General features: G+C 36.5%; 21 protein-coding genes and 3 pseudogenes. 15 read left to right on the top strand and 9 right to left on the bottom strand.

What is annotated here, in order from left to right; genetic code table 11:
- Positions 1 to 159: ATP-binding protein (locus J7E67_RS16765; protein ID WP_214732438.1), on the top strand; the 159-nt coding region annotated here is incomplete at its 5' end.
- Between the two features lie 204 nt (positions 160 to 363).
- On the opposite strand, the pseudogene J7E67_RS16770 reads toward J7E67_RS16765, so the two are convergent.
- Positions 364 to 522 (bottom strand): annotated as a pseudogene (locus J7E67_RS16770) (helix-turn-helix domain-containing protein); the annotation flags it as partial.
- 275 nt (positions 523 to 797) lie between these two features.
- Here J7E67_RS16770 and J7E67_RS16775 point away from each other — a divergent pair.
- Positions 798 to 2,066: an efflux RND transporter periplasmic adaptor subunit gene (locus J7E67_RS16775; protein ID WP_214732410.1), complete on the top strand. Its 1,269-nt coding sequence runs from the start codon at positions 798 to 800 to the stop codon at positions 2,064 to 2,066.
- A gap of 289 nt (positions 2,067 to 2,355) precedes the next feature.
- Here J7E67_RS16775 and J7E67_RS16780 read toward each other — a convergent pair whose 3' ends face one another.
- Positions 2,356 to 2,625, bottom strand: a complete 270-nt coding sequence (locus J7E67_RS16780; protein ID WP_214732411.1) for a tyrosine-type recombinase/integrase — start codon at positions 2,623 to 2,625, stop codon at positions 2,356 to 2,358.
- Between the two features lie 841 nt (positions 2,626 to 3,466).
- Between J7E67_RS16780 and J7E67_RS16785 the strand changes: the two genes are divergently transcribed.
- From J7E67_RS16785 to J7E67_RS16795, 3 genes are all read left to right on the top strand, one after another.
- On the top strand, positions 3,467 to 4,057 hold the full coding sequence (locus J7E67_RS16785; protein ID WP_214718321.1) for a TetR/AcrR family transcriptional regulator: 591 nt from the start codon (positions 3,467 to 3,469) through the stop codon (positions 4,055 to 4,057).
- Between the two features lie 83 nt (positions 4,058 to 4,140).
- Positions 4,141 to 5,517, top strand: a complete 1,377-nt coding sequence (locus J7E67_RS16790) for an MFS transporter (protein WP_214732412.1) — start codon at positions 4,141 to 4,143, stop codon at positions 5,515 to 5,517.
- A gap of 50 nt (positions 5,518 to 5,567) precedes the next feature.
- Positions 5,568 to 6,182 carry an FMN-dependent NADH-azoreductase gene (locus tag J7E67_RS16795; RefSeq protein ID WP_214718317.1) on the top strand — a complete coding sequence of 205 codons (615 nt, stop codon included), beginning with the start codon at positions 5,568 to 5,570 and terminating at the stop codon, positions 6,180 to 6,182.
- Between the two features lie 365 nt (positions 6,183 to 6,547).
- Here the strand turns inward: J7E67_RS16795 and J7E67_RS16800 are convergent, their stop codons facing one another.
- Complete coding sequence (locus J7E67_RS16800) at positions 6,548 to 7,279, bottom strand: DUF3888 domain-containing protein (RefSeq protein WP_214718315.1); 732 nt, start codon at positions 7,277 to 7,279, stop codon at positions 6,548 to 6,550.
- Positions 7,280 to 7,621: 342 nt separating this feature from the next.
- On the opposite strand from J7E67_RS16800, the gene J7E67_RS16805 reads away from it, so the two are divergent.
- The 3 genes and pseudogenes from J7E67_RS16805 (at position 7,622) to J7E67_RS16815 (ending at position 9,382) form a co-directional block, all read left to right on the top strand.
- Entirely contained in the window at positions 7,622 to 7,960 is a 339-nt protein-coding gene (locus tag J7E67_RS16805) for a VOC family protein (RefSeq protein ID WP_214718313.1), read from the top strand.
- A gap of 535 nt (positions 7,961 to 8,495) precedes the next feature.
- Positions 8,496 to 8,759, top strand: a pseudogene (locus J7E67_RS16810) (JAB domain-containing protein); the annotation flags it as partial.
- Positions 8,760 to 9,151: 392 nt separating this feature from the next.
- Positions 9,152 to 9,382: a hypothetical protein gene (locus tag J7E67_RS16815; protein ID WP_214732414.1), complete on the top strand. Its 231-nt coding sequence runs from the start codon at positions 9,152 to 9,154 to the stop codon at positions 9,380 to 9,382.
- Positions 9,383 to 9,485: 103 nt separating this feature from the next.
- Here the strand turns inward: J7E67_RS16815 and J7E67_RS16820 are convergent, their stop codons facing one another.
- Positions 9,486 to 9,665 carry an aspartyl-phosphate phosphatase Spo0E family protein gene (locus tag J7E67_RS16820; RefSeq protein WP_214732415.1) on the bottom strand — a complete coding sequence of 60 codons (180 nt, stop codon included), beginning with the start codon at positions 9,663 to 9,665 and terminating at the stop codon, positions 9,486 to 9,488.
- Between the two features lie 498 nt (positions 9,666 to 10,163).
- Between J7E67_RS16820 and J7E67_RS16825 the strand changes: the two genes are divergently transcribed.
- The 3 genes from J7E67_RS16825 (at position 10,164) to J7E67_RS16835 (ending at position 11,518) form a co-directional block, all read left to right on the top strand.
- Positions 10,164 to 10,667: a hypothetical protein gene (locus J7E67_RS16825; RefSeq protein ID WP_214718304.1), complete on the top strand. Its 504-nt coding sequence runs from the start codon at positions 10,164 to 10,166 to the stop codon at positions 10,665 to 10,667.
- Positions 10,668 to 11,021: 354 nt separating this feature from the next.
- Positions 11,022 to 11,243: a hypothetical protein gene (locus tag J7E67_RS16830; RefSeq protein WP_214732416.1), complete on the top strand. Its 222-nt coding sequence runs from the start codon at positions 11,022 to 11,024 to the stop codon at positions 11,241 to 11,243.
- Positions 11,244 to 11,290: 47 nt separating this feature from the next.
- Entirely contained in the window at positions 11,291 to 11,518 is a 228-nt protein-coding gene (locus tag J7E67_RS16835; protein WP_088090879.1) for a DUF2187 family protein, read from the top strand.
- Positions 11,519 to 12,373: 855 nt separating this feature from the next.
- Here the strand turns inward: J7E67_RS16835 and J7E67_RS16840 are convergent.
- Positions 12,374 to 12,712, bottom strand: coding sequence for a YolD-like family protein (locus tag J7E67_RS16840; protein ID WP_214732417.1), 339 nt, complete (start codon positions 12,710 to 12,712; stop codon positions 12,374 to 12,376).
- A 712-nt stretch (positions 12,713 to 13,424) separates the two neighbouring features.
- On the opposite strand from J7E67_RS16840, the gene J7E67_RS16845 reads away from it, so the two are divergent.
- The 4 genes and pseudogenes from J7E67_RS16845 to J7E67_RS16860 all read left to right on the top strand — a co-directional run.
- Positions 13,425 to 14,276: an ArdC family protein gene (locus tag J7E67_RS16845; RefSeq protein ID WP_214732418.1), complete on the top strand. Its 852-nt coding sequence runs from the start codon at positions 13,425 to 13,427 to the stop codon at positions 14,274 to 14,276.
- 124 nt (positions 14,277 to 14,400) lie between these two features.
- Positions 14,401 to 14,598 (top strand): hypothetical protein, encoded by a 198-nt coding sequence (locus J7E67_RS16850; RefSeq protein ID WP_214732419.1) that lies wholly within the window; start codon positions 14,401 to 14,403, stop codon positions 14,596 to 14,598.
- 378 nt (positions 14,599 to 14,976) lie between these two features.
- Positions 14,977 to 15,474, top strand: coding sequence for a hypothetical protein (locus J7E67_RS16855; RefSeq protein WP_214732420.1), 498 nt, complete (start codon positions 14,977 to 14,979; stop codon positions 15,472 to 15,474).
- Positions 15,475 to 15,823: 349 nt separating this feature from the next.
- A pseudogene (locus tag J7E67_RS16860) lies at positions 15,824 to 16,333 on the top strand (recombinase family protein); the annotation flags it as partial.
- A gap of 378 nt (positions 16,334 to 16,711) precedes the next feature.
- Here the strand turns inward: J7E67_RS16860 and J7E67_RS16865 are convergent.
- The 4 genes from J7E67_RS16865 to J7E67_RS16880 form a co-directional block, all read right to left on the bottom strand.
- Positions 16,712 to 17,950, bottom strand: a complete 1,239-nt coding sequence (locus tag J7E67_RS16865; protein ID WP_214732421.1) for an NAD(P)/FAD-dependent oxidoreductase — start codon at positions 17,948 to 17,950, stop codon at positions 16,712 to 16,714.
- Positions 17,947 to 18,279, bottom strand: coding sequence for a (2Fe-2S)-binding protein (locus J7E67_RS16870; RefSeq protein ID WP_214732422.1), 333 nt, complete (start codon positions 18,277 to 18,279; stop codon positions 17,947 to 17,949). Before J7E67_RS16870 ends, J7E67_RS16865 begins: the two co-directional genes overlap by 4 nt.
- Positions 18,272 to 18,547 (bottom strand): (2Fe-2S)-binding protein, encoded by a 276-nt coding sequence (locus tag J7E67_RS16875; protein ID WP_214732423.1) that lies wholly within the window; start codon positions 18,545 to 18,547, stop codon positions 18,272 to 18,274. Before J7E67_RS16875 ends, J7E67_RS16870 begins: the two co-directional genes overlap by 8 nt.
- 78 nt (positions 18,548 to 18,625) lie before the next feature.
- On the bottom strand, positions 18,626 to 20,239 hold the full coding sequence (locus tag J7E67_RS16880) for a sigma-54 interaction domain-containing protein (RefSeq protein ID WP_214732424.1): 1,614 nt from the start codon (positions 20,237 to 20,239) through the stop codon (positions 18,626 to 18,628).
- Positions 20,240 to 20,259 lie beyond the last annotated feature (20 nt).

Here is a 20,259-nt window from a genome sequence, read left to right on the forward strand (position 1 = left end):
AAATCCTATGTTGAATGGGGGAAAATATTTGGAGATGATGTTTTAGCTACGGCCGTTCTCGACCGTTTATTGCACCATTCAATAACGTTTAATATTAAAGGACAATCATATAGGTTAAGAGAAAAACAACGGGCTGGCGTTCAACCAATACAAGGTTGAACGCTGAAATTGGGGAATTTTTAACCGTTGGAAATGGGGAAAAATAAACCGTTGTTGACAAATTTAATTTATTTCTTGAAAAAAACTTAAAAATCATTAGATACTACCATTCTCATCCTCTAATACCCTACCTTTGTTTTCTCCCTGCCTTTTAAACTTTTTCGCAACTTTGACGTACATGGAACGATTACTATTGCAAGAGGACTACTCCATCTCGATTAACTCCTGAATGTCTATGTCTAACACTTTGCATACCATTTCTATTGTTGATAGATACACTCTGTCCACATTGTCTGAACACAAATGGCTTATTGTGTTGGGACGAAGCCCTGTCATACGTGCCAATTCATGTTGCGATAGACCCTCAAATTCTTATGATTAAATCTTCTTTTATAATATTTCTGCAATCCAAAAACAATAGCATCTTATTCTCAGAAAATTATTATTTTTTAATATGTAAAAAAATTCTTTTATATAATCTACGAGTCTTGAATGTTCTCCCACATCAAATATGGTAAATTAATTAATTAAAAATAATCATTGAAACTTCCTTTTAAAAAATGGAAAATAAAATAAGTAGTTAATTTTACACTTTATTGCAAAATTCGCTATAAATCTATTTAGAAAAGGGTAGGGTTATGGAAACAGCAAAAAGAATTAGTGCAGAAAATGAACAAGTACGCACCCCGAGTAAGAAGAAATTGATATATATTGGAATCCTTGTTCTTTTACTCATTTCTGTGTTGATATTTGTAGCTATAATTGAATTAAATAAAAGTAAAGAGAAGTTAGTGTTTATAAATCCAGCAGAAAAAACATTTTTGGAAACAAAAACAGTGTCAGGTCGCGTCGTACAAAGTCATACTGAAACGATTTATGTAAATGCAACAAAAGGGTTGATTCAGGAGATTTTTGTAAAAGAAGGGGAAACTGTTACAAAAGGACAAAAGCTCTTTTCTTATGAAGGCTCAACACTGCAGGCAGAGCTAGGACAAGCAGAAATAAATAAAAAACTTGCAGAAACAAGTGTTATTCAGGTGAAAGAACAAATCACGTCATTAGAGAATGATATTAGGAAAGCTGAGTCAACTGCTACACTTGGTACAATAAATACGACTGATACAACCAACACAACAAATACAACTGATGTGGTTGATACAGATAGTATTGCTACTAAACCGATCCAGTCACTTTATGCTGAACTAAATACAGCAAGAGCTGAACTCCGTGCAGCAGAATTAAAAGTAGAAAAATATTCGTTGCAGGCTGAAAAGCTAAAAGCCGAGCTCGAAACATTAACTGTTAGCAGCAACACTGATGGTGTAATAGTAAGCCTGAACAAAAATGTAGGTCAAGGTTTTCGTGCAACAGAAAATCAGCAACTAGCAATCATTCAAATCGCTTCTAATGATCCGTTTCAAATTGAAGGGAAGTTAACAGAAGCAGAAAAAGCAAAAATTACATCAGGCCAACCGATAACACTTATTTCTAATGCAGTTGCAAATAAGAAATGGAAAGGGAAAATTTCTGAGGTTAGTGATTATCCCACCTATAAAACACCTGCAAAAAAGGATAAAGATACACAACAAGATCCCATTCCGCTCTATTCCTTTAAAGCAAGTTTAGATTCACAAAAGGGCCTTTATCCTGGCTACAATACCACACTGGACGTAGTAGTGCAGTCAAAGCGGTTGCTGGCAGTTCCTGAATCGAGCATCATAGGGTCTGGAAAATCCACCTATGTACTTGTACTAAAAAAAGAAGGAAAGATACAAAAACAAATGGTAGAAACTGGTCAAAAAAGAGGTGAATGGGTTGCCATCCTTAAGGGGTTAAAAGAAAAAGACAAACTAGGAGAAAATCCATCCTGGATTGTTCGCCTTGGTACAAAAATCAACCTAAAATAAGAAAAAAGAGACTATTATGAAATAAAACATAATCTGGGGTTTCTGACTCCAATAACCGCACAGTGATTCCTACACTCGTGCGTTTTTTTCTTGGTTTATTTTTCATTGGTACATTTACAAATATATTTATAGAAAATTCGAATGTATGATATTTCTAGTAATAAAGTAAATGAAAAAGGGTGTAAAACGGCCTTTCAACCGGAAAACAGTCGGAGAGTTTCTTTTTGAGGTTAAGAAAAAACCATATACTTTTCTTATTGTGAACATTTTCATATTACTCTATTTCTTTTTAGTTATTCCTACTTTTTAATATGTTTCTTCGCTTATTCATTTCCTTAGCTGCACGTTTGGCTTTTTCTTGAGTGGAGTGGACATACAAAATACTGGTTGAAGTAGAAGTATGGCCTAATTGCTCCATTAACAGGTTTAAATCGTTAGTCGTTTCCATTAAATTAGTGGCATAAGTATGTCTTAGCTTATGTGACTTATTTGGCAAATGGCTAAATATTCTAGGAGTAATGATACCGTTACTTTTGTATGCGATCTTTTTCCCGATCATTACAGGAAGCTTCAAAGGGAATATGTCGATCAAGCTATATACATTTGCATTTTATAGCCACTTGGTCTTTTTGACATATTAGTAGGAACCCTGTTTTCGGCTACCAAACTTGCAACAAAAAAATATGCCTGGCTTTCGGCCGTGTTAATAATCGTAATTTCACTCGCTTCAAAATCAAGGATAGATATAGGAATATTTTTTAAATGGATTTTGTGGATCTTCCCCCCAGTGTTCAAGGTGATTGGGTATATGGAAGGCGAAGATCAAGTACTAATAAATAAACCAATGATATTGGACTGTATTTTTGTAATTGTTTATATAATCATGGGAGCTGCCATGTTAGTTCCTCTTTTTAGAAAAAAGGAAAGTTAGCAGCTTTACATATTCATTTCTTATTTTTCAAACTCTAACGAAAGAAATTCATAAATTAGATCTCCTTCACATCAGATTACTTTTCAGCAATCGGGCGCGTTTATTTAAGAACGCGTCTTTTTCGTGTATTGGGCCATTAAATTGAATAAGAGTTTTCATAAAACCCCATTTTTATCAGGAGCACTTAAGCGCACGTAAACGTTGATTTATCAACAATTTATAAAATCTAAACAACAACAAATTGTTACAAGTTTAATCCCTTTGTCGCCCAAGGAGTTTTGTGATAGGGAACTTCTGTTAGGACATGTATGTAATCCTCATGTAAATATGCTATACAACAGATCTAAAATTTGAAGAAGATTTTTTTTATGTAAAAAGTGAAATTTCTTTTGACATTTAACAATAAATGGAATAATATAAAATAACAGTCAGCACTGACAGTCAATTCTTTAAAAAAGCTGGTGAAAGAATGAATAAAAGTAAAAATCTTAGCAGCAATGATAAACTGCTGTTGGCAGCTATCGATCTAATAGCTGAGAAAGGCTATAATGGTGTGTCCACTATGGAAATCGCCACCACAGCCGGTTTAAGCGAAAAGACGCTGTTTCGCCACTTCGGTAGCAAGCAAAATCTTCTTGAATCTGCTTTTGACCGTTTTCATTATATCGAAGAGATGAAAAAGCTTTTTAACGAGAAGCTTAAGTGGGATTTATATGCAGATTTGCTCATGATTAGCAGGACGTACCATGAAATTATGAACCGCAACCGGAAAATGATTCAGATCAGTATCAAGGAAGAAGGCAATATGCCAGGGTTTCGAGAAAGAACACAGAAACAGCCTCAACAATTAATGGAAATCTTAACAGAGTATTTCACGGCTATGTTCGAGAAAGGCAAACTGATACGGACGAACCCGGAAGTTCAGGCGTTGTCGTTCATGATGATGAATTTTGGTGCATTTATGAACGATTTGGAGTCAAATGCTATCTTTCCAACCGTATCACTGGAAGAATTTATAATGGAGAGTGTCCAAATATTCACTAGGGCTTTAACCCCCTAGTATTTTTTAAAAACAAAATATCAGTCAGTACAGACTATCATTAATGCTTTATTTTAAAAAGAGATAGCGAAAGGAGGGAAGGGATGGAAAAGGAACAGCGACAAACAGGTGAGAAATTGATGCTTATTTTAATGTTTACGCTTATCATTTCAGCCATGAGTGGATTAATGTTTAACATCGTACTCCCTGATATTAGTGAAGAGTTTAATCTTTCTATCTCTCAAGTAAGCTGGTTCTCTTCTGCGTATGCTCTGATTTATGCGATTGGAACAGTGACTTACGGGAAGTTAGCAGATAGCTACAAACTCAAAAATTTACTGACGTTCGGATTGATACTTTTTGCTATCGGTTCACTGGTCGGTCTAGTTTCCCATACATTCTGGTTAGCGCTTGTCGGAAGGTGCTTGCAGGCAATGGGGGCTGCTGCTATCCCAGCAACAGCCATGCTTATTCCGGTACGCTATATTGCTCTAGAGCGAAGAGGCTCAGCTTTAGGCATGGCAGCGGTAGGTTTGGCAATCGGCAGTGCTCTTGGACCAGTTATTTCTGCATTAATTGTCAGTGTTGCTCATTGGCGTTGGTTATTCTGTATCCCTATCTTGATTTTAATCACGCTACCTTTTTATCGTAAATATTTGAAAGATGAGCAGCAGGGGGTGTCTGGAAAGTTTGACTGGTTTGGAGGAAGTTTGTTAGCTGTAGCAGTAGCTTTGTTTCTACTGGGTGTAACGAATGGAACATGGTGGTTTATGATTGGGGCGTTACTAGCTCTGGTGTTTTTCATAGCTCGAATCCGTACCGTTGCCAATCCGTTTATTCAACCTAAACTCTTTGGAAATAGGGAGTATATACTCGTTTTAACGCTTGCATTTCTAATAAACGGGATTGGATTTTCTCTCTATTTTCTTAGTCCCCTGCTTCTATCACAGGTTCATCAGCTAACATCTAGTTGGATTGGTTTTGCAATGGTTCCTGCCGCAGTTGCCTCAGCCATTTTGGGGAGAATAGGTGGTAAATTAGCTGACTTAAAGGGGAACTCGCATCTATTCTTTGTTGCATCTGGATTGTTATTGACATGTTTTGTATTACTCTCAACCTTTACTGGAAATTCTCCACTTTGCATTGCCATGTTTCTGATTTTCGGAAATGTCGGGCAATCCTTTATGCTCATTGCTATGTCCAATTCAATCTCAAGAACATTACCAAAGGAGCAGGTTGGAGTAGGAATGGGACTATTTTCAATGATGAATTTTATTGCTGGAGGAATCGCCACAGGGGTTTATAGCTCGGTTGTGGATATTGGATCTGATGTCCTCTGGAATCCGTTAAATATGAATCCAAACGGTTTTATTTACAGTAATATCTTCTTCGTACTTGCTGCTTTACATGTGGTTATTCTGTTGTTTTACTATTTCCAGTACGGCAGAGCAAAGAGAAAAAGCATTCAGTTAAAAGGTTGAAGTTAGTTTAGATCAAGTTTCACTATTACTCATATTTGGAGGAGATTAAAATGACAACAACTTTATTTGTAAAAGCGAACAATCGTCAAGAATCTGTTAGTGGGAAATTATATGATGCATTTTTAGAGAGCTACAGAGCCTCATATCCTAATGACACGGTGATTGAACTCGATTTATTTAAAGAACCATTACCTTATTTAGGTGATGTTATGATTAGTGGAAATTTCAAATCCTCTCAGGGGATAGAGCTTACACTAGAGGAAAAGTCTGTACATGATGTTGTGGCTAAGCACCTTGAACAGTTTGTAGCTGCTGATAAAGTGGTCATGGCCTTTCCACTTTGGAACTTAACAGTTCCTGCCGTGTTACACTCGTACCTTGATTATATGCATCACCCACGTAAAACATTTAAATATACAGCTGAAGGCTTAGTTGGCCTATTACCCAATAAGAAAGTGGCATTATTAAACGCAAGAGGTGGGATATATGCCGAAGGAGATTCCTCTGAAATGGCTGTAAGCTTTGTTAAGAATCACTTGAAAGTATTTGGTATAACAGACATTACAACGGTAGTTATTGAGGGACATAATCAATTTCCTGATCAACGTGAAGCTATTATTGGGGAAGGAATATATAAAGCTGTTCAAATGGCCAAGAATTTCTGAATAATAAAGGACGCATTTCATTAAAATGTGAGTAGAAACTCAATTTAAAAGATGACTTCTAACATTTTAATAAGGCAGAAAAACAAATAAGTTTTTCTTATTCTACAAACGGGCGCTTTTCAGGAGTAACGAAAAAAGCCCAATTTCTCAGAATTAAATTAAGAAATTGGGCTTTTTAATTTTTCTTAACGTTGTAAATTCGTGTTTTGCTGGTGGTACCCATGGCGTTATCCCCATAATGAAGAAACCCAGTTAATCTTCACATGTAAAGGTAGCTGGGTTTTAAAGCTGTATGTGCAAAATAGCACTTAAAATAAGTGTAAATTATCGGGCAAAGTGACAAGTCTTGAGTCCCCAAAATTTTTTTATTGTTGCTTTGTTTTCTTATAAGAATTTCTTAATTCTATCTTAGTCCATTCTTCTTTTGGGATGTCTCTATGTTTATAATCAACAACCACAATTTGTCTACTTTTTATTTTAAAAGTAATAGTTTCTTCACCATAAGGAGGATTATGTGCACCCTCAAAAGTTTCAACTTGAACGGTTACATAAAAAATGAAATTTTCCTCATCTTTCTCTATTTTAATGATTTTCTCAAAACCCCGATTCCACAGTTTAGGTTTATAATATGTTTCAATAGCTTTACTTATTGGGTCTACTAAGCGTTCAATCAATAATTCTTTAAGTAATTGTTTTGGAACAGGTATTCTGTTAATTTTCTTTCTTTTAACATCAACAATTTTCCACATATTTTTTAATGGGCCACTTGTTTGTTTTTCAACTGTATAAAGTACATTAGTGCCATCTTCTTTCCAAAGGTGAACAAAACCTTTGTTACCCTTGATATATAGTCGTGGTTCATCAATCCACTCATGTTCCAGTTGAATGATTGTAAAATACAATTGGGCAAGTGGTGTTATTTTATAACCCAATTGATTAAAATATCCGAATGAATAAAGTTCATACCCTGTTAAGTCAATATCGAAATCCATACTATCATTATTGCTTTTTTGTACAGTTGCATGGGCTGTGTAAGGTACTAAGATACTCATAAGAACTACAATAATTACAGAAATTGCGGTTAATTTTGGTCTCATATTCAATCATCTCAATAATATATTGTGACAACAGAGGTGAATTTATTTTTTTACTCAGGGTAAAAAACTTGTTCCAGAAAAGGGCGCGTTTCCTGCGAAAGGATACGCGCCCGTTATGGATATAAGGTCAGAGTCAAAAGTAAATTACGTTTTTAACGAACAATTCGATAAATAAACCGAGGTCTTAACCTCGATCTAAAGTTGTAGGGAACTTCATTCATTTTATCGATTCCTGCTGAACCTATATTAATCGTTACAATAGAGAGGAAGAAACAAGAAGGTCTACATCAAGTGTGGTAGAACGGTTTAGAAAGTTATTCCTAAGCAGAGGAAGTGTAATCTATGAAACTAAATCATATCAATCTTACGGTCACTGACGTTAACACTGCCCGAGAGTTCTTGGCGAAATATTTCGAGCTACAAACCAAGAGCATACGTGGCGATTCATTTGCTGTAATGACTGACGAAAACGGATTGTTGCTCGCCTTAATGAAAGATACCAAGGTCAACTACCCTAAGTCCTTTCATATTGGCTTTTTACAAGAGAGTAAAGAACGAGTGAACGAGATTAATCAACGATTGAAGGATGATGGATTTGATGTGAAACCGCCCAAAATGGCTCATCGCTGGACATTCTATGTTAAAGCCCCAGGCGGATTTACTGTGGAGGTTTTCAGTTGAATGAGGCACATTCAGTACATGGTTTCCCTCATACTCGTAGGAATCAAGGGTGTCCGTGACCTAAATGATCTATATGATAAAATCAATTTTACTTTGACTGATACACTAGAATGTGGTCCTTAGAATCAATAAAGTTATAAGACAAAAAAATTTCTGAAAAAGAAAGTGTTAAACAATGCAAATAGGAAGAACAAATAAATGGAAGTAATTTTACTACTCCACAATCGGGCGCGTTTATGGGAGATCATAAGCCTAATTCCTCGTTAAAAACATGGAGGGATTAGGCTTTTTTATATTTCAAAATCATTGAATTTATCCTATTGGTAAATGCATTGGCAGCAAGCGGTACATTTCATGGCAACTGCTGGTGAAAAACATGGCAGAGGTGGTACATTTTATTGGCTGTAATCATTTATATAGCTAAATCATCAACCGACATCAAGGGAATACAAAATAGTGACATTATGTTGAAAGTTAATTTCTAAGGGAATTTATAAGTGATTAAATAAGAATGGAGTGTAAATACAAAACCTGCGTGATTCGTTGTCATGTCGGAAGTTTGAATGCAAGTATCGTTTCGCCAAGAGAGGTGTTTAAGTCAGCCATCCTGAATAACTGCGCATCGATCATAGTCAGCCACCAGCATCCATCCCAGAATGTTACTCCCAGCCATGAAGATATTGAAGTCACGAGAAGATTAGTGGAAGCAGGTAAGATTCCAGGAATCGAGGTTCTTAATCACCTGATTGTCAATGCTGATGCCGAATACTACAGCTTGAAAGAAAAAGGTAGAATGTAAGATTCGAAGGAGAGGGAGGTTTAATCCCTCTTCTTTGTTATTTTCTTTTTTTTGTGGTAGTTCGTCTTGTTTGGGGGCATCGAACCCCCAACAATACGGCTGCATCTATGCTACGCATGGATGCAGCATAAAACAATAAAAAGTTTGTACTAAAATGGTACTATTCCCGAATTTCATTTCAAGAATTTTAATTGATACTTTGATTAGAAAACATCTCAAAATGTACTTGGAGCATTTTTCTAACACTCATGAAGATAAAATATGGTTGAATTATTTGTGAATATTCAATAAAATCGACAAACAATTTACAAATGATTATATATAATGGGGTTAAGGTGATTCTTTTTTGTCCAAAAAGGTTTTCCTACATTTTTTATAGCAGAGATGTAAATATGGATTTTTATGAAAAGTTACCTACTGATTTTTTAATTGCCTTTTATGATGAAATGATGAAAAACATTGAAAAAGGGTTATTAACGAAAAATATGTATTATGAATTAGGTTTATTGATTTCAGTTGCTCGTCAAAGGGGTATTACATTAGAGCAACCATGCGACTTTGAACAGATTGTCGATCCAAAGGTTCTAGATGATTTCATTCAATTAACGCAAAATGCAACGTAATTAAGGATGTTTCGTAACCATCTTGTGGACTTTAACTATATAACCATCAAAAGAAAAATCAAAAAAATTCCCATATTCATCATGTGACAATACAGGAGTTTAATCAAATTTCTTTATATTGTTTATTTTTACTTATTTGATACATCGTGATGAGATCGTCTAATTTCTGACTGTATCGAAGGGTTTCATTGCTTTTTAAGCCGGTTGCTTTTGCAATTTGGATCAATTCTTCTCTTAATTGATTGATTCGGTCTTCTAATTTCTCGATCTCGCTTACCATCATCCATTCCCCTATTTTTCTTTAACTGTTTAATTCGATAAAATCGATTTTCTACGCAATTATTATTATGCGAAAAATTTCACACAATTGGAATACATATGACAAAACAACCTAAAAAGTTACAAAAAATGAAGAACTAAGGAATAAAAGGAAGGAAACGAGAGCCCTTTTTAGTTGGTACTTGTCGGTTTCTAGCGGTTTCCACCTGCGAAAATACTGCCTGTAAGTCTATTTGCTTTTTAGCGATATATGTCATTCTATTTCGTGCTTTCCAATGATTATGCAATGCCAATGCTGAGTTATTTCAGCATGAAAGCGGAAGGTAAAATGTAGATTCAAAGGAGAGGGAACCCTCTTCTTTTTTTTTATTTTGTATGGTTTCCTCTTATTTAGGGCATCGATACCCAATAAGACGTCTGCATCTATGCTGCGCATGAATGCAGCTTAAAAAACAATGTATTCACTGTTTCAATGTTGACTAAGTCAACAGAAGGGGATAGGATGAAACGCTCCACTAAACGAATTATTGAAACGTTCCCGAAATTTAAAAGTAAGTTAAAAGCTTATGAGAACATCTTATTGGTAGAAGAAGCAATGAAAGGATTAACAGATGTTGAAGCTGTATTCCTCAAATTAGCTTGGTTTTTTGAAGCTCCTGAACAGGAAAGTTTTAATATCGGATTGTTGTATCACCATTTAGAGAATGATTGGCTTGAACTCGCGTTAGAATTAGTGACCCAGTTCTTTCAAGAAGATACGTATTTAATTCAAAAACCTACCCATTCCATTCTTCGAGAAACGCCCGATGATTATTTTAATCAAAAGCAGTTTGCTGATTTCTTATCAGAACATGGCTTGAATTATGATAAACGGAAATTAAATGTGTATTACAGTCGAGGAAAAATACCGAAAGCGGATGTTGAACTTGCAGGTACCCCCTATTGGAGTAAATCTACAGTCGAAACGTATTGCGAACAGGAGAAGAAACGAACGAAAAAGGAATAAGGTAGGAGCTGTTAACAGCAATGTAGCTTGGGTTTCCAAGCTGTTTTTTTCTTTATATTGTATTGTGAATGAGTCGGTGAACTTTTTGTGAATAAACCAGGGATTTCATATACGGTTTACTGTTTGGTAAGGATGAGAATACACAAGTTAAAGTAAAAGACGATATTCCACACTTTTTCTTCAATTATTTCGCAATTCAAAATAAAACCTACATTCTATCTATCTCAATATCCATAATTTTGGTAAAATACATATAAAAGCTAGTTTGAAAGAATCGTAATTAATATCATCATTATGGGTTCGTCATTTTTGATATTTTGCCAATAGGTTGCATTATCAAAAGGGGATTAATACATGTGGATTTGGATTATTGTTTTTGTTCTGTTTATCGTCCTATCGATCGTGATTAAGGAGGCAGGCTATTATCTTTTTAATCAATATTTATACGGGTCTAAATATGAAAAGCAACTAAAATGGAAGAAAAAAATGATGACCCTTTTCACTTTATTTAAGAAAAAATTACAAATAGATATACATCAAACGAAGAGAGCAAGAGTTCATAAGGAAATCATGTAAGAAAGAAAAAGTAATAGGCTAACTGTACTTTTCTGTGGAGGGGAAAAATGATATTCAAGGCAAAAGAAATAGCAGAAGTGGGAAATCATATTCTTTTTAAGAAAGCAATCAAAGGGATTGTTGAGAAGGTAAATGAAAATTCAGTCATTGTGAATATAACCGAAAATAAGACGGAATTGAAATTTGAAGGAAATAGAACCGTTGTGGCACATAAAAATTACAAGATTTTGGTTGTGCATGATGTGAATGAAAACGTCATATATACTCAATTTTAAATGAATGGATTCCTTTTTTGGACAATAATGCGGTTTTTCCAGAGAAGATAAAGGGAGGATTTCGCCCATTTAAATTAACAGTAAATATATAACTATAAGAAAATTTTTCTGAAAATTCAATTTAAATTTGAAAATGTAAGCGTTTTCCATTATAATAAATAGTGGGTTGGATGGCATGCGTGGCCGTCAGCGTATCTGGCGTAGGTGGGGCCGATACTAGGGACAGATGTAGATTGTCCTTATAATAAAATACTTAAATGTTCGTTAAATATGTGGAAAATGGGTGAAGGAGAATAATAAGAAAAACTTCATATCAATAATACGTACTGGATCGATTAAATCGCTATCCAGTTTTTTATTGGGAATTAATACTTCGATATTTCGAAACGACTTTTACGACACCGTTCATTCTTCTAAAATTTTAAGATATGAAATGGGCAACGCTTGAAATGCTTACCCTCTAATTGTCTATCATAATTGTTACGTTTGCACTCGTCCATATAACAGCCCTTCTCAGCTTAAGCGCAGCTGGAAGGGCTAAATGTTTTAACTAGCGGAAACACTGAAAACTGTTCACCGTTACATTCGTAGTATTTCATTCATTTTTTCGTTTTGTTCCATTTGATTTAATTCACTCCTTGTGTATCTATTGGAGAAAAATAACACTAGGATGAAAAAAATCAAGCAACCACCCATTACCAACAAGAAATATTGCAACCCTAAAACGAGAACTGAAAACTCCATTCAAATCCCCCTCGTATAATGACTTGTCTTCTATGTATTTCTATGAATGTGAAAAAATCCCTTCAATTAAAGCGCAATAATGTAAAGGTTTGACCTTTTTATGGTAAGTATTTATTTGACCATTACATTGGTTAAGGAAAAGAAATCAAGATTGATGGTGGATCTCAGTTCATCCTGAATTTGAATTTTTTTCTTTAGAGGATCAATTTTTGTTACAAATCCAACGCGTGAAGTAAAAAAGCCGTTTGTCCATGTGGTAATTTCTAATAGCTTTTTGGTGGCCATGCCTTCAAATAATAGCCGTTCCATCTCTTCAATTTTTGTTTTATCGAGATGTGGCCTAGGAGTTTTATGATCATCCTCCCAAAGATCCTTCAACATTTTTATGGTTTCAGGCATGAAAAAGCCATTCCATTTCTTCATACCACGATCTTTATGATCTTTATTCATTAAAAATTCCCCTATCTAAATATTGTAGGAACGTTTGTTCTTGTTATTCAAGGAGTATGTTACAAAATTTTAGATATTCCTACACCCCCCTACAGATTTTTGCCAGTCAGGCAGCCTTAAGGCTGCGATTTTTTTTCAGAAATAAGGACTTTATAATCTTAAGGTTAAAAGCATACAGAACGACTTTGGGCCGATAACCACGGTCTGTACGGCTTACGCCTACATTCCGTAGGTTCCTGTTCCATTTAAGGCTTACACCGCCATACCGAACGAGCCGAAAATCGGAAAACCGGAAAATCAAAAGATTAAAAGATCAAGAGAATAAATGACAAAAGGAGAGCAGCCGAAACGGCTGCTTTTATTGTTTATTTTTCCCTTTTGCCTTCCGAATCGTAAAACAACGCAAGCCTTCTAAGCTTCCATCCGGCAGGACACCCGAACCTTTCCGGCTAGAAGCTAAGAAGGCTAGTCAATCGGTCAAGGGGCAAAAAACTTTTTTGCTTAAAGGCGTTATCACAACAGCAAAAAACTTTTTGTGCGAAGAGCACCCTTGACCCATTGCCTATGCGTGTTTTTCGTTCTACTTGCAAAAGGGGAAAAATCATCCCCCTTTGGGGAACTTACTCGCTTCGCAAGTCAAAAGGGAAAAGAAAATCATTAGGCAAACATCAAAAGTCTAAAATCATTAGCAAATCAAAGGAGGAAAAACCAAATGACAAAAAGCGTGTATGAAATCATTACAGAAAAAATCATCGAAAAATTAGAAAAGTGCGTTGTACCGTGGCGCCAGCCATGGACCAATTCAAATGCAGTCAACTGGAAAACACAAAAACCTTACCGGGGAATCAATATTTTCCTAGTGGAGCCGGGGGAATATGCTTCCAAAAAACAGATTTTAGAAGCGGGTGGACGAATTAAAAAAGAGGAACTGAAAAATTCTCATATCATTGTCTATTGGCTTTGGAAAGAGAAAGAAGACGAAGAAACAGGGGAAAAAAAGACCTTTGCCAAACCCTTTTATTATCGAGTTTGGGAGATTAATAAACAGTGTACCGGCTTAGAAAGTAAAAGAAGCAATGAAACCTTTGAGCATGACCCTATCGAAAAAGCGGAAGAAATTTTTAAAGGATATATCAACTCACCAGATTACACGTTTCAATCGGGTAAAGCAGTCTATTACCCGACATGGGATAGAATTAATTGCCCACCGATCAAAGATTTTAAAGTTCCGGAGGAATATTATTGCACCCTTTTTCATGAACAAATTCACAGCACCGGACATCAAAACCGTTTAGCTCGCCCTGGCATCACGACACAAGGTGTGGCGTTTGGAGATGAAGTGTATTCCAAAGAGGAATTAGTCGCGGAAATGGGCGCAGCGATGTTGTGCGGAGTGGCTGGAATTGATAACAGTATCATCGAAAATAGCGCAAGCTATATCGATTCGTGGTTACGAGCTTTAAAGAAAGATAGTCGATTAATTTTACGAGCAGCTGCTCAAGCACAAAAAGCAGCAGATTATATTTTAGGTGAAACAAAGGAACAGTCTGTAGACGAAAACTAAAAGGAAATAGTCACTCGTTAAATCACAAGCACAAATTTCACCGGCTGACGGATCAGCCGGTGAAAGGATAGATCGAACAGGTGGAGCTAAATCCATAGTATGCGAATAAAAGGAGTGAAAGAATATGAATGTTTTTCAAGTATATTATTTTGTAAAAGGCTTACAAAGAGTATCTATTGTGGTGTCGAAAAACGAAGTGCAAGCTGAAAAAATGGTTTCTAAAGACTTTGAAAAGAAAGATCATTACGAATTAGATCGTATCCAAGAATGTGAACTGACTATGGAAAATATTATTCATACCGAAGTGATAGAAATTGTTTGATACAAATATTAAGAACCCAGATGCCCTAGAATACTGGTAATTTTAATAATATAAGAGAACAACACCGGCTATATTCTAGCCGGTGAAGCTCGGATGGAGGAAAAAAACAATTGTTTTTTCTTGATGTAAGCAGGCATCGAGCCTGCTTTAAGGTTGCTGCAGAAACCTTAAAGCATTGAGAGACATATGAGGAATAGAAGATGTATGTATGAAGTAGGCAGGGCTGTAAACCTTTAAGATTAAGAGACTAAAAGAATAAAAGGTAAAGGAAAACATCATATTTTCGACCTGGTGCACCTGTTCGTAAACCGATTGGAGCAATGAATTTCTCACTGGGGTAGAAAGTTCAAAATACAGGATCAAAGGAGAGGATTAGAATTGAAAACTTGTCCATATTGCGGTAGCAACATTGAAAGAATGGATCATCAGTATTACTATTGTGATTTTTGTTGCATGAATATTGATATCAGGATTGTTAAAGAGAATCACGAACGCTTAGACGTTCGATTTCGTGATTTTGTTTTGGATTCTTATATTGATAAGACAACACCGGAAATCATGACATTATCTACCTTTGAGCTGTTATATTTGCTTAAAATGATCCGGAAAGAGCGCAATGACGTGTATCATTATATGCATGTGTTTCGTCGGGCTGGAGCTTCTGGAAGTAACGATTATAAAGATGCTGAAAATGATTCAGGTAGGGAATACATGTATTTTACGAAAAAGGCATTTGTTGTGGAAAATATCATTCGGTCGCGGATTGGTTATGTTCCAGCACGAATTACTAATAATGATTTACTTAAGTATCTAGAAAACACCAAAAAGGGGAAAAAAGGTCCAATGATGATTAGGACCAAGAGAAAAAAAGTTTAATAAACTTAAACTACCGTATGTTACTTATGGTTACTTATTACTCTTATGTAGCGATTAAGATGATAGAAGAGTCTTTTTCAAAGCCGGGATGGACAAGGAATTGACTATGGAGGGTGAGAAGTCAGAGCAGGGGATAGTAGTGAACAAACTTGTCGGAAATGCCGCAAAGACATTGCTAAGGACCGGTTATATGATAAAAACTATAGGAATCATCTTTTAGCTTCTTAACTCTTTTTTTATTTGTCCTTGACACGGGTGCCAGATTAAAAAGACGGTCCTTTTTTGGTGAGATTAACAAAAATACATTTTTGTAAAGTGGATATTCTTCGCTAGGTAGTTCTTTTTATATAAAAATTTAGATCGTCAAGAACAACAATTAAAAGATTTCGGCTGCGAGCGAATTTTTTATGAAAAAGTAACGGGTACAAAACGGAACCGTCCAGAGCTAAATAGTATGCTAGAGTTTCTCCGTCCTGAAGATACCGTAGTGGTGACCGACCTTACTCGACTTTCCTGTTCCACAAAAGACTTGATTGAGATTGCGGAATTGATTTCTCAAAAAGGGGCGAATTTAAAAAGTTTAAAGGAATCTTGGCTCGATACGACTACAGCACATGGAAAGATGCTCTTTACTGTCTTTGCGGGTATTGCTCAGTTTGAGCGAGATTTAACTTCTGAACGAACAAAGGAAGGTATTGTGGCTGCAAAGAAACGAGGGAAATTTCCTGGAAGACCACCTATAGATAAAGAAAAATTAAATTACGCATTTTATCTGATGGAGCAAGGTATGACCATTACTGAAGCCGCAGAAAAATCTGGTGTATCCAGAATGACTCTTTACCGTAAAATGAAAAAATAAAGGTTACGAATGTTTCAGAAGGGAAAAGGCATCTTATTGAGAATGCTTAAAAACTATATTTAACAGTGTACTATTTTGTTTAAAGTTTTTTAATAAAACCCCTGTTATAATTTTTAGAATAGGGAGATGTGATCATGAAACAGACAAATAAAAAGTCATATAGGGAAAAAGCAAAGGAAATTATAGATGTTAGTACTGAGGAAGGAGTATCAACACTATCCGAATGGAGAGACTAAATAACCCGTTCAAAAGAGCATTTTTTTAAACGGGTTATTTTTTGTATAGGGTTAGTGAATTGAAGCCATTACTTCACAATAAAATTGACGGTTAGATCTAAAAATTTCAGTCATGTTATTCCAGAATCATTCATTCTTTCTTTTATCCTATATTTTGTAAAGAATCCTGTTCTTTTCCATAAAGCTCGTCCCAAAGCTCATAAATTTTCCTGCGGCCGTTTGCAATTTCAGGGTTGAATTGAATAGCAGCATTTTGACGGACAGTATGAATATTCTTCATTGCCTGTTCAAGCTTCTCGTTGATGTCATTGCTACCTTTACCTGCTTGTTTAGCAATTGAAATGCCGGCTGTTGTTCCTTGGGCCATGGCGATTTTTCCGCTTTCGATGCCAGTGATATTTCCGGCAACAAATAATCCTTCGAGCGGGGTTTCCATTTTTTCAGAATGATGTGGAACATGTCCGCCTAGTTCCGGAACGTATTGGAATGGGCAACCAGCAACCGCTGTAAGCTCTGCTAACGGATACAAGCCACCTGCGATACATACAAAATCTGCTTCGTAAGTTTTTTCCGTACCTTTGATCACATTTCCAATCGCATCAATATCTGCAGTGAGGACGCCTTCTACCTGATCCTTGCCAAGAATTTCAAGAGCTGCTTTTCTAAGCTGCAATGGTGTGCCATTCACCTTAACGCCGCTCTTAGGGAAAAACTTCATTCCTAATTTGCGGAATCCTTCATTTTTTATAAAGTGGCTACCGAAACGCAAGATTGGTGACGGGGCAAGATGGGCCGCATTTAGAAGCGACTTCATGACTTCCTCCGGTTCTCCGGCATTTTTGCTAAGCGGGCTCTTTTCTGGCAGAACAATGCGTTCCACATTAATTCCGGCTAATTGCAGCTCGTTTAAAATCGCAAATGCTAGAATGTTAGCACCAATGATGATGCCTTTTTTGCCGACCTCAACACGATGAACATTGGTCATGACCTGTGCAGCCCCAATTGACATAACGCCTGGAAGAGTCCAACCTGGCACAGGAATTGGGAACTCAGCTGCACCAGTTGCCACTAGCACATAAGGAGCTGTTAGTGTTCCTATATTAGTATGAACATTCCATGAATCCTCGTCTTTTTCAAGGTTGTATACAGAAACGCCGCAGCGAATATCTACTGATAGTTTTTGAGCTTCATTGTGCAGACGCTCTGATTCTTTTATTCCATTCCACCATTCACCAGACGGACCCTGGTGCAATTGGCCGAGTAATCTTCCGCCTGGTCTGACAAATTCATCAATGACGGTTACTTTTAAGCCATTTTCAGCACAGGATATGGCACCAGCTAAACCGGCTGGTCCAGCTCCTATTACGATTACACCTATCATTGATTCTCCACCATCCTTTTAACAATATTAGGATGCTGTTTCCCACTTTCAACAACCATATTTTCCTTCACAACAGTTAAACAGGCTCTTACATTGGCCTGACCATTTACATTTACACGGCATTCCATGCAGTGTCCGATATTGCAGTAGAACCCTCTTGGTGTTCCGCCTTCCTCATGAACACGCAGTGTTCTCACACCGTTTGCTAGCATGGCTGCCGCGATTGTTTCATTCTCGTGTGCTTCATATTCTTTTCCATCAAATATGAAAGGAATCTTTTTTCTATCGTCTAATTTTCCTAAAACCGGATGATCTATAATTCTAGCCATGATTTTCACCTACTGTTCCAAAAGTTACTGGGCGAATTGGAGGCTGATATTTTAATGGAATTTCGCCTTCTTCTGTATTAGGTACGACACTTTCAATGATCCGATCGACCGTAATTTTGCAAGTGCGTCCTCCGCAGAAACCCATTCCTGCCCTTGTTCTAAGCTTTAGTTCCCTGGCTGTGCATTGATATTCTTCCGCTGTTGCGAAAAGCTGTCCATAGGTAACTTCTTCACAACGGCAGATCACAAGTGCTTCTTTGTTACTCATTTGGAAAATCCCCCTCTTTAATTATATGTAAAAATATAATGCAAGAATCGTACCAACTTTGAAGATTGTAATTTTAAATTAGGCTAAGCCAAGGCGTTTTAGACGATTGTAAAGGGTCGCTCGGGTGATTCCCAGCTTTTTTGAGCATTCTAATTTGTTGCCATGGGTTAATGCCAATGCTTTTTCGAACACTTTCTTCTCATGCTGATCCATTTCTTCCTGAAGCGGCAAAATGACTGTGTCCATTTCCATGTTGTTTTCCTGTAGGTCCGTATTAGATACATCTGGATAGCTCATTTCTGAATGAAATGGCAAGTATTCTTTTCGAATGACGCCATCTGTCGTAAAAACAACAAGGCGTTCAATGACATTACGAAGCTCTCGGACATTGCCTGGCCAATTATATTGAAGCATCTCTTGCATAACTTCCTGTGGGAAGTTATGGATCGGTCGCTGATAGCGCGGTGAAAAATCCTTTAAAAAATAATAAATCAGTTCAACGATATCTTCTCGGCGCTCTCTTAATGGAGGAATTTTTATACTGACGACATTCAGCCGATAATATAAATCCTCACGAAATTGGCCTTCTTTTATTAATTCTTTTAAATCCCTATTTGTTGCGGCAATTACCCGGAAATCAGCTTCAATTTCTTTTTCGCCGCCAACCTTGTAATACTTTCTTTCCTGAAGCACCCGAAGCATCTTGACCTGCATTTCTAAAGGCATTTCGCCAATTTCATCAAGAAAAAGAGTACCGCCTTTAGCGAGTTCAATTTTTCCTTTTTTTCCTCTATGATCTGCACCGGAGAAGGCACCTCGCTCATAGCCGAATAATTCGCTTTCAAATAATGATTCAGGAATGGCTCCACAGTTGATTGAAATAAATGGTGCGTCAGGCTCTTCGGTTGCCTCATGAATGGCTTTGGAAAAGACCTCCTTACCGACCCCGCTTTCTCCTAAGATCAATACAGTTGATCGGACAGTGCATACCTTTTTCGCCATTTGCACCGTTTTTTCCATTACAGCGCTTTTCCCTTTAATGGCATTAAAGGGATCTGAAGGTCTGTATTTTGCTACCTCCTGTTCTAAACGGTGAACTTCTGTCGACATATTAAATAGTTTTTCATTAAGAACAACTTGGTTTGTCACATTGGTTTCCGATACAACTGCCCCGATAATACTTTCATTAAAGTAAACAGGGTTGGCATTTATAAGAACAAATAGATCAGATCTTGCTTGGTGATGCTTTCCCCGAATTCTTTTTCCTTTGTGTAATGATTCCAAGATTTCTAGATTTTGATGTTCAAAGAATTCTATTATTGGTTTGCCTATAATCTCATCTTTGTTAACGGAGAAAATTTTTTCAGCTCCTTTTGTCCATGTGCGGACACGTTCATCAGCATCAATCACCGTGACTGAAGCGTCCGACGTTTCAATGACAGTTTCATAGAAAACCTTTAATTGATTGTAGGAATCGTGTAAAAAATTAATGATTTGTTCATTTGTGATACAGCCAAGCGTTTGACCGTTTGAATCTGTGATGGCAACGACTGGATAGCGCTTAAAAGAATCAGCTAATACGGCAAAGGAATCATGCAAATAAACCTTTGGTAAAGCGTTTTCATTATCTACTTGGTTTAGACAGATAAAATTATTTTCAATTATTTCTTTGACTGACGGTAATTCAAACATGACAGCCTCCTGATGTGTAA

It is taken from the genome of Bacillus sp. ISL-46, from assembly GCF_018613205.1.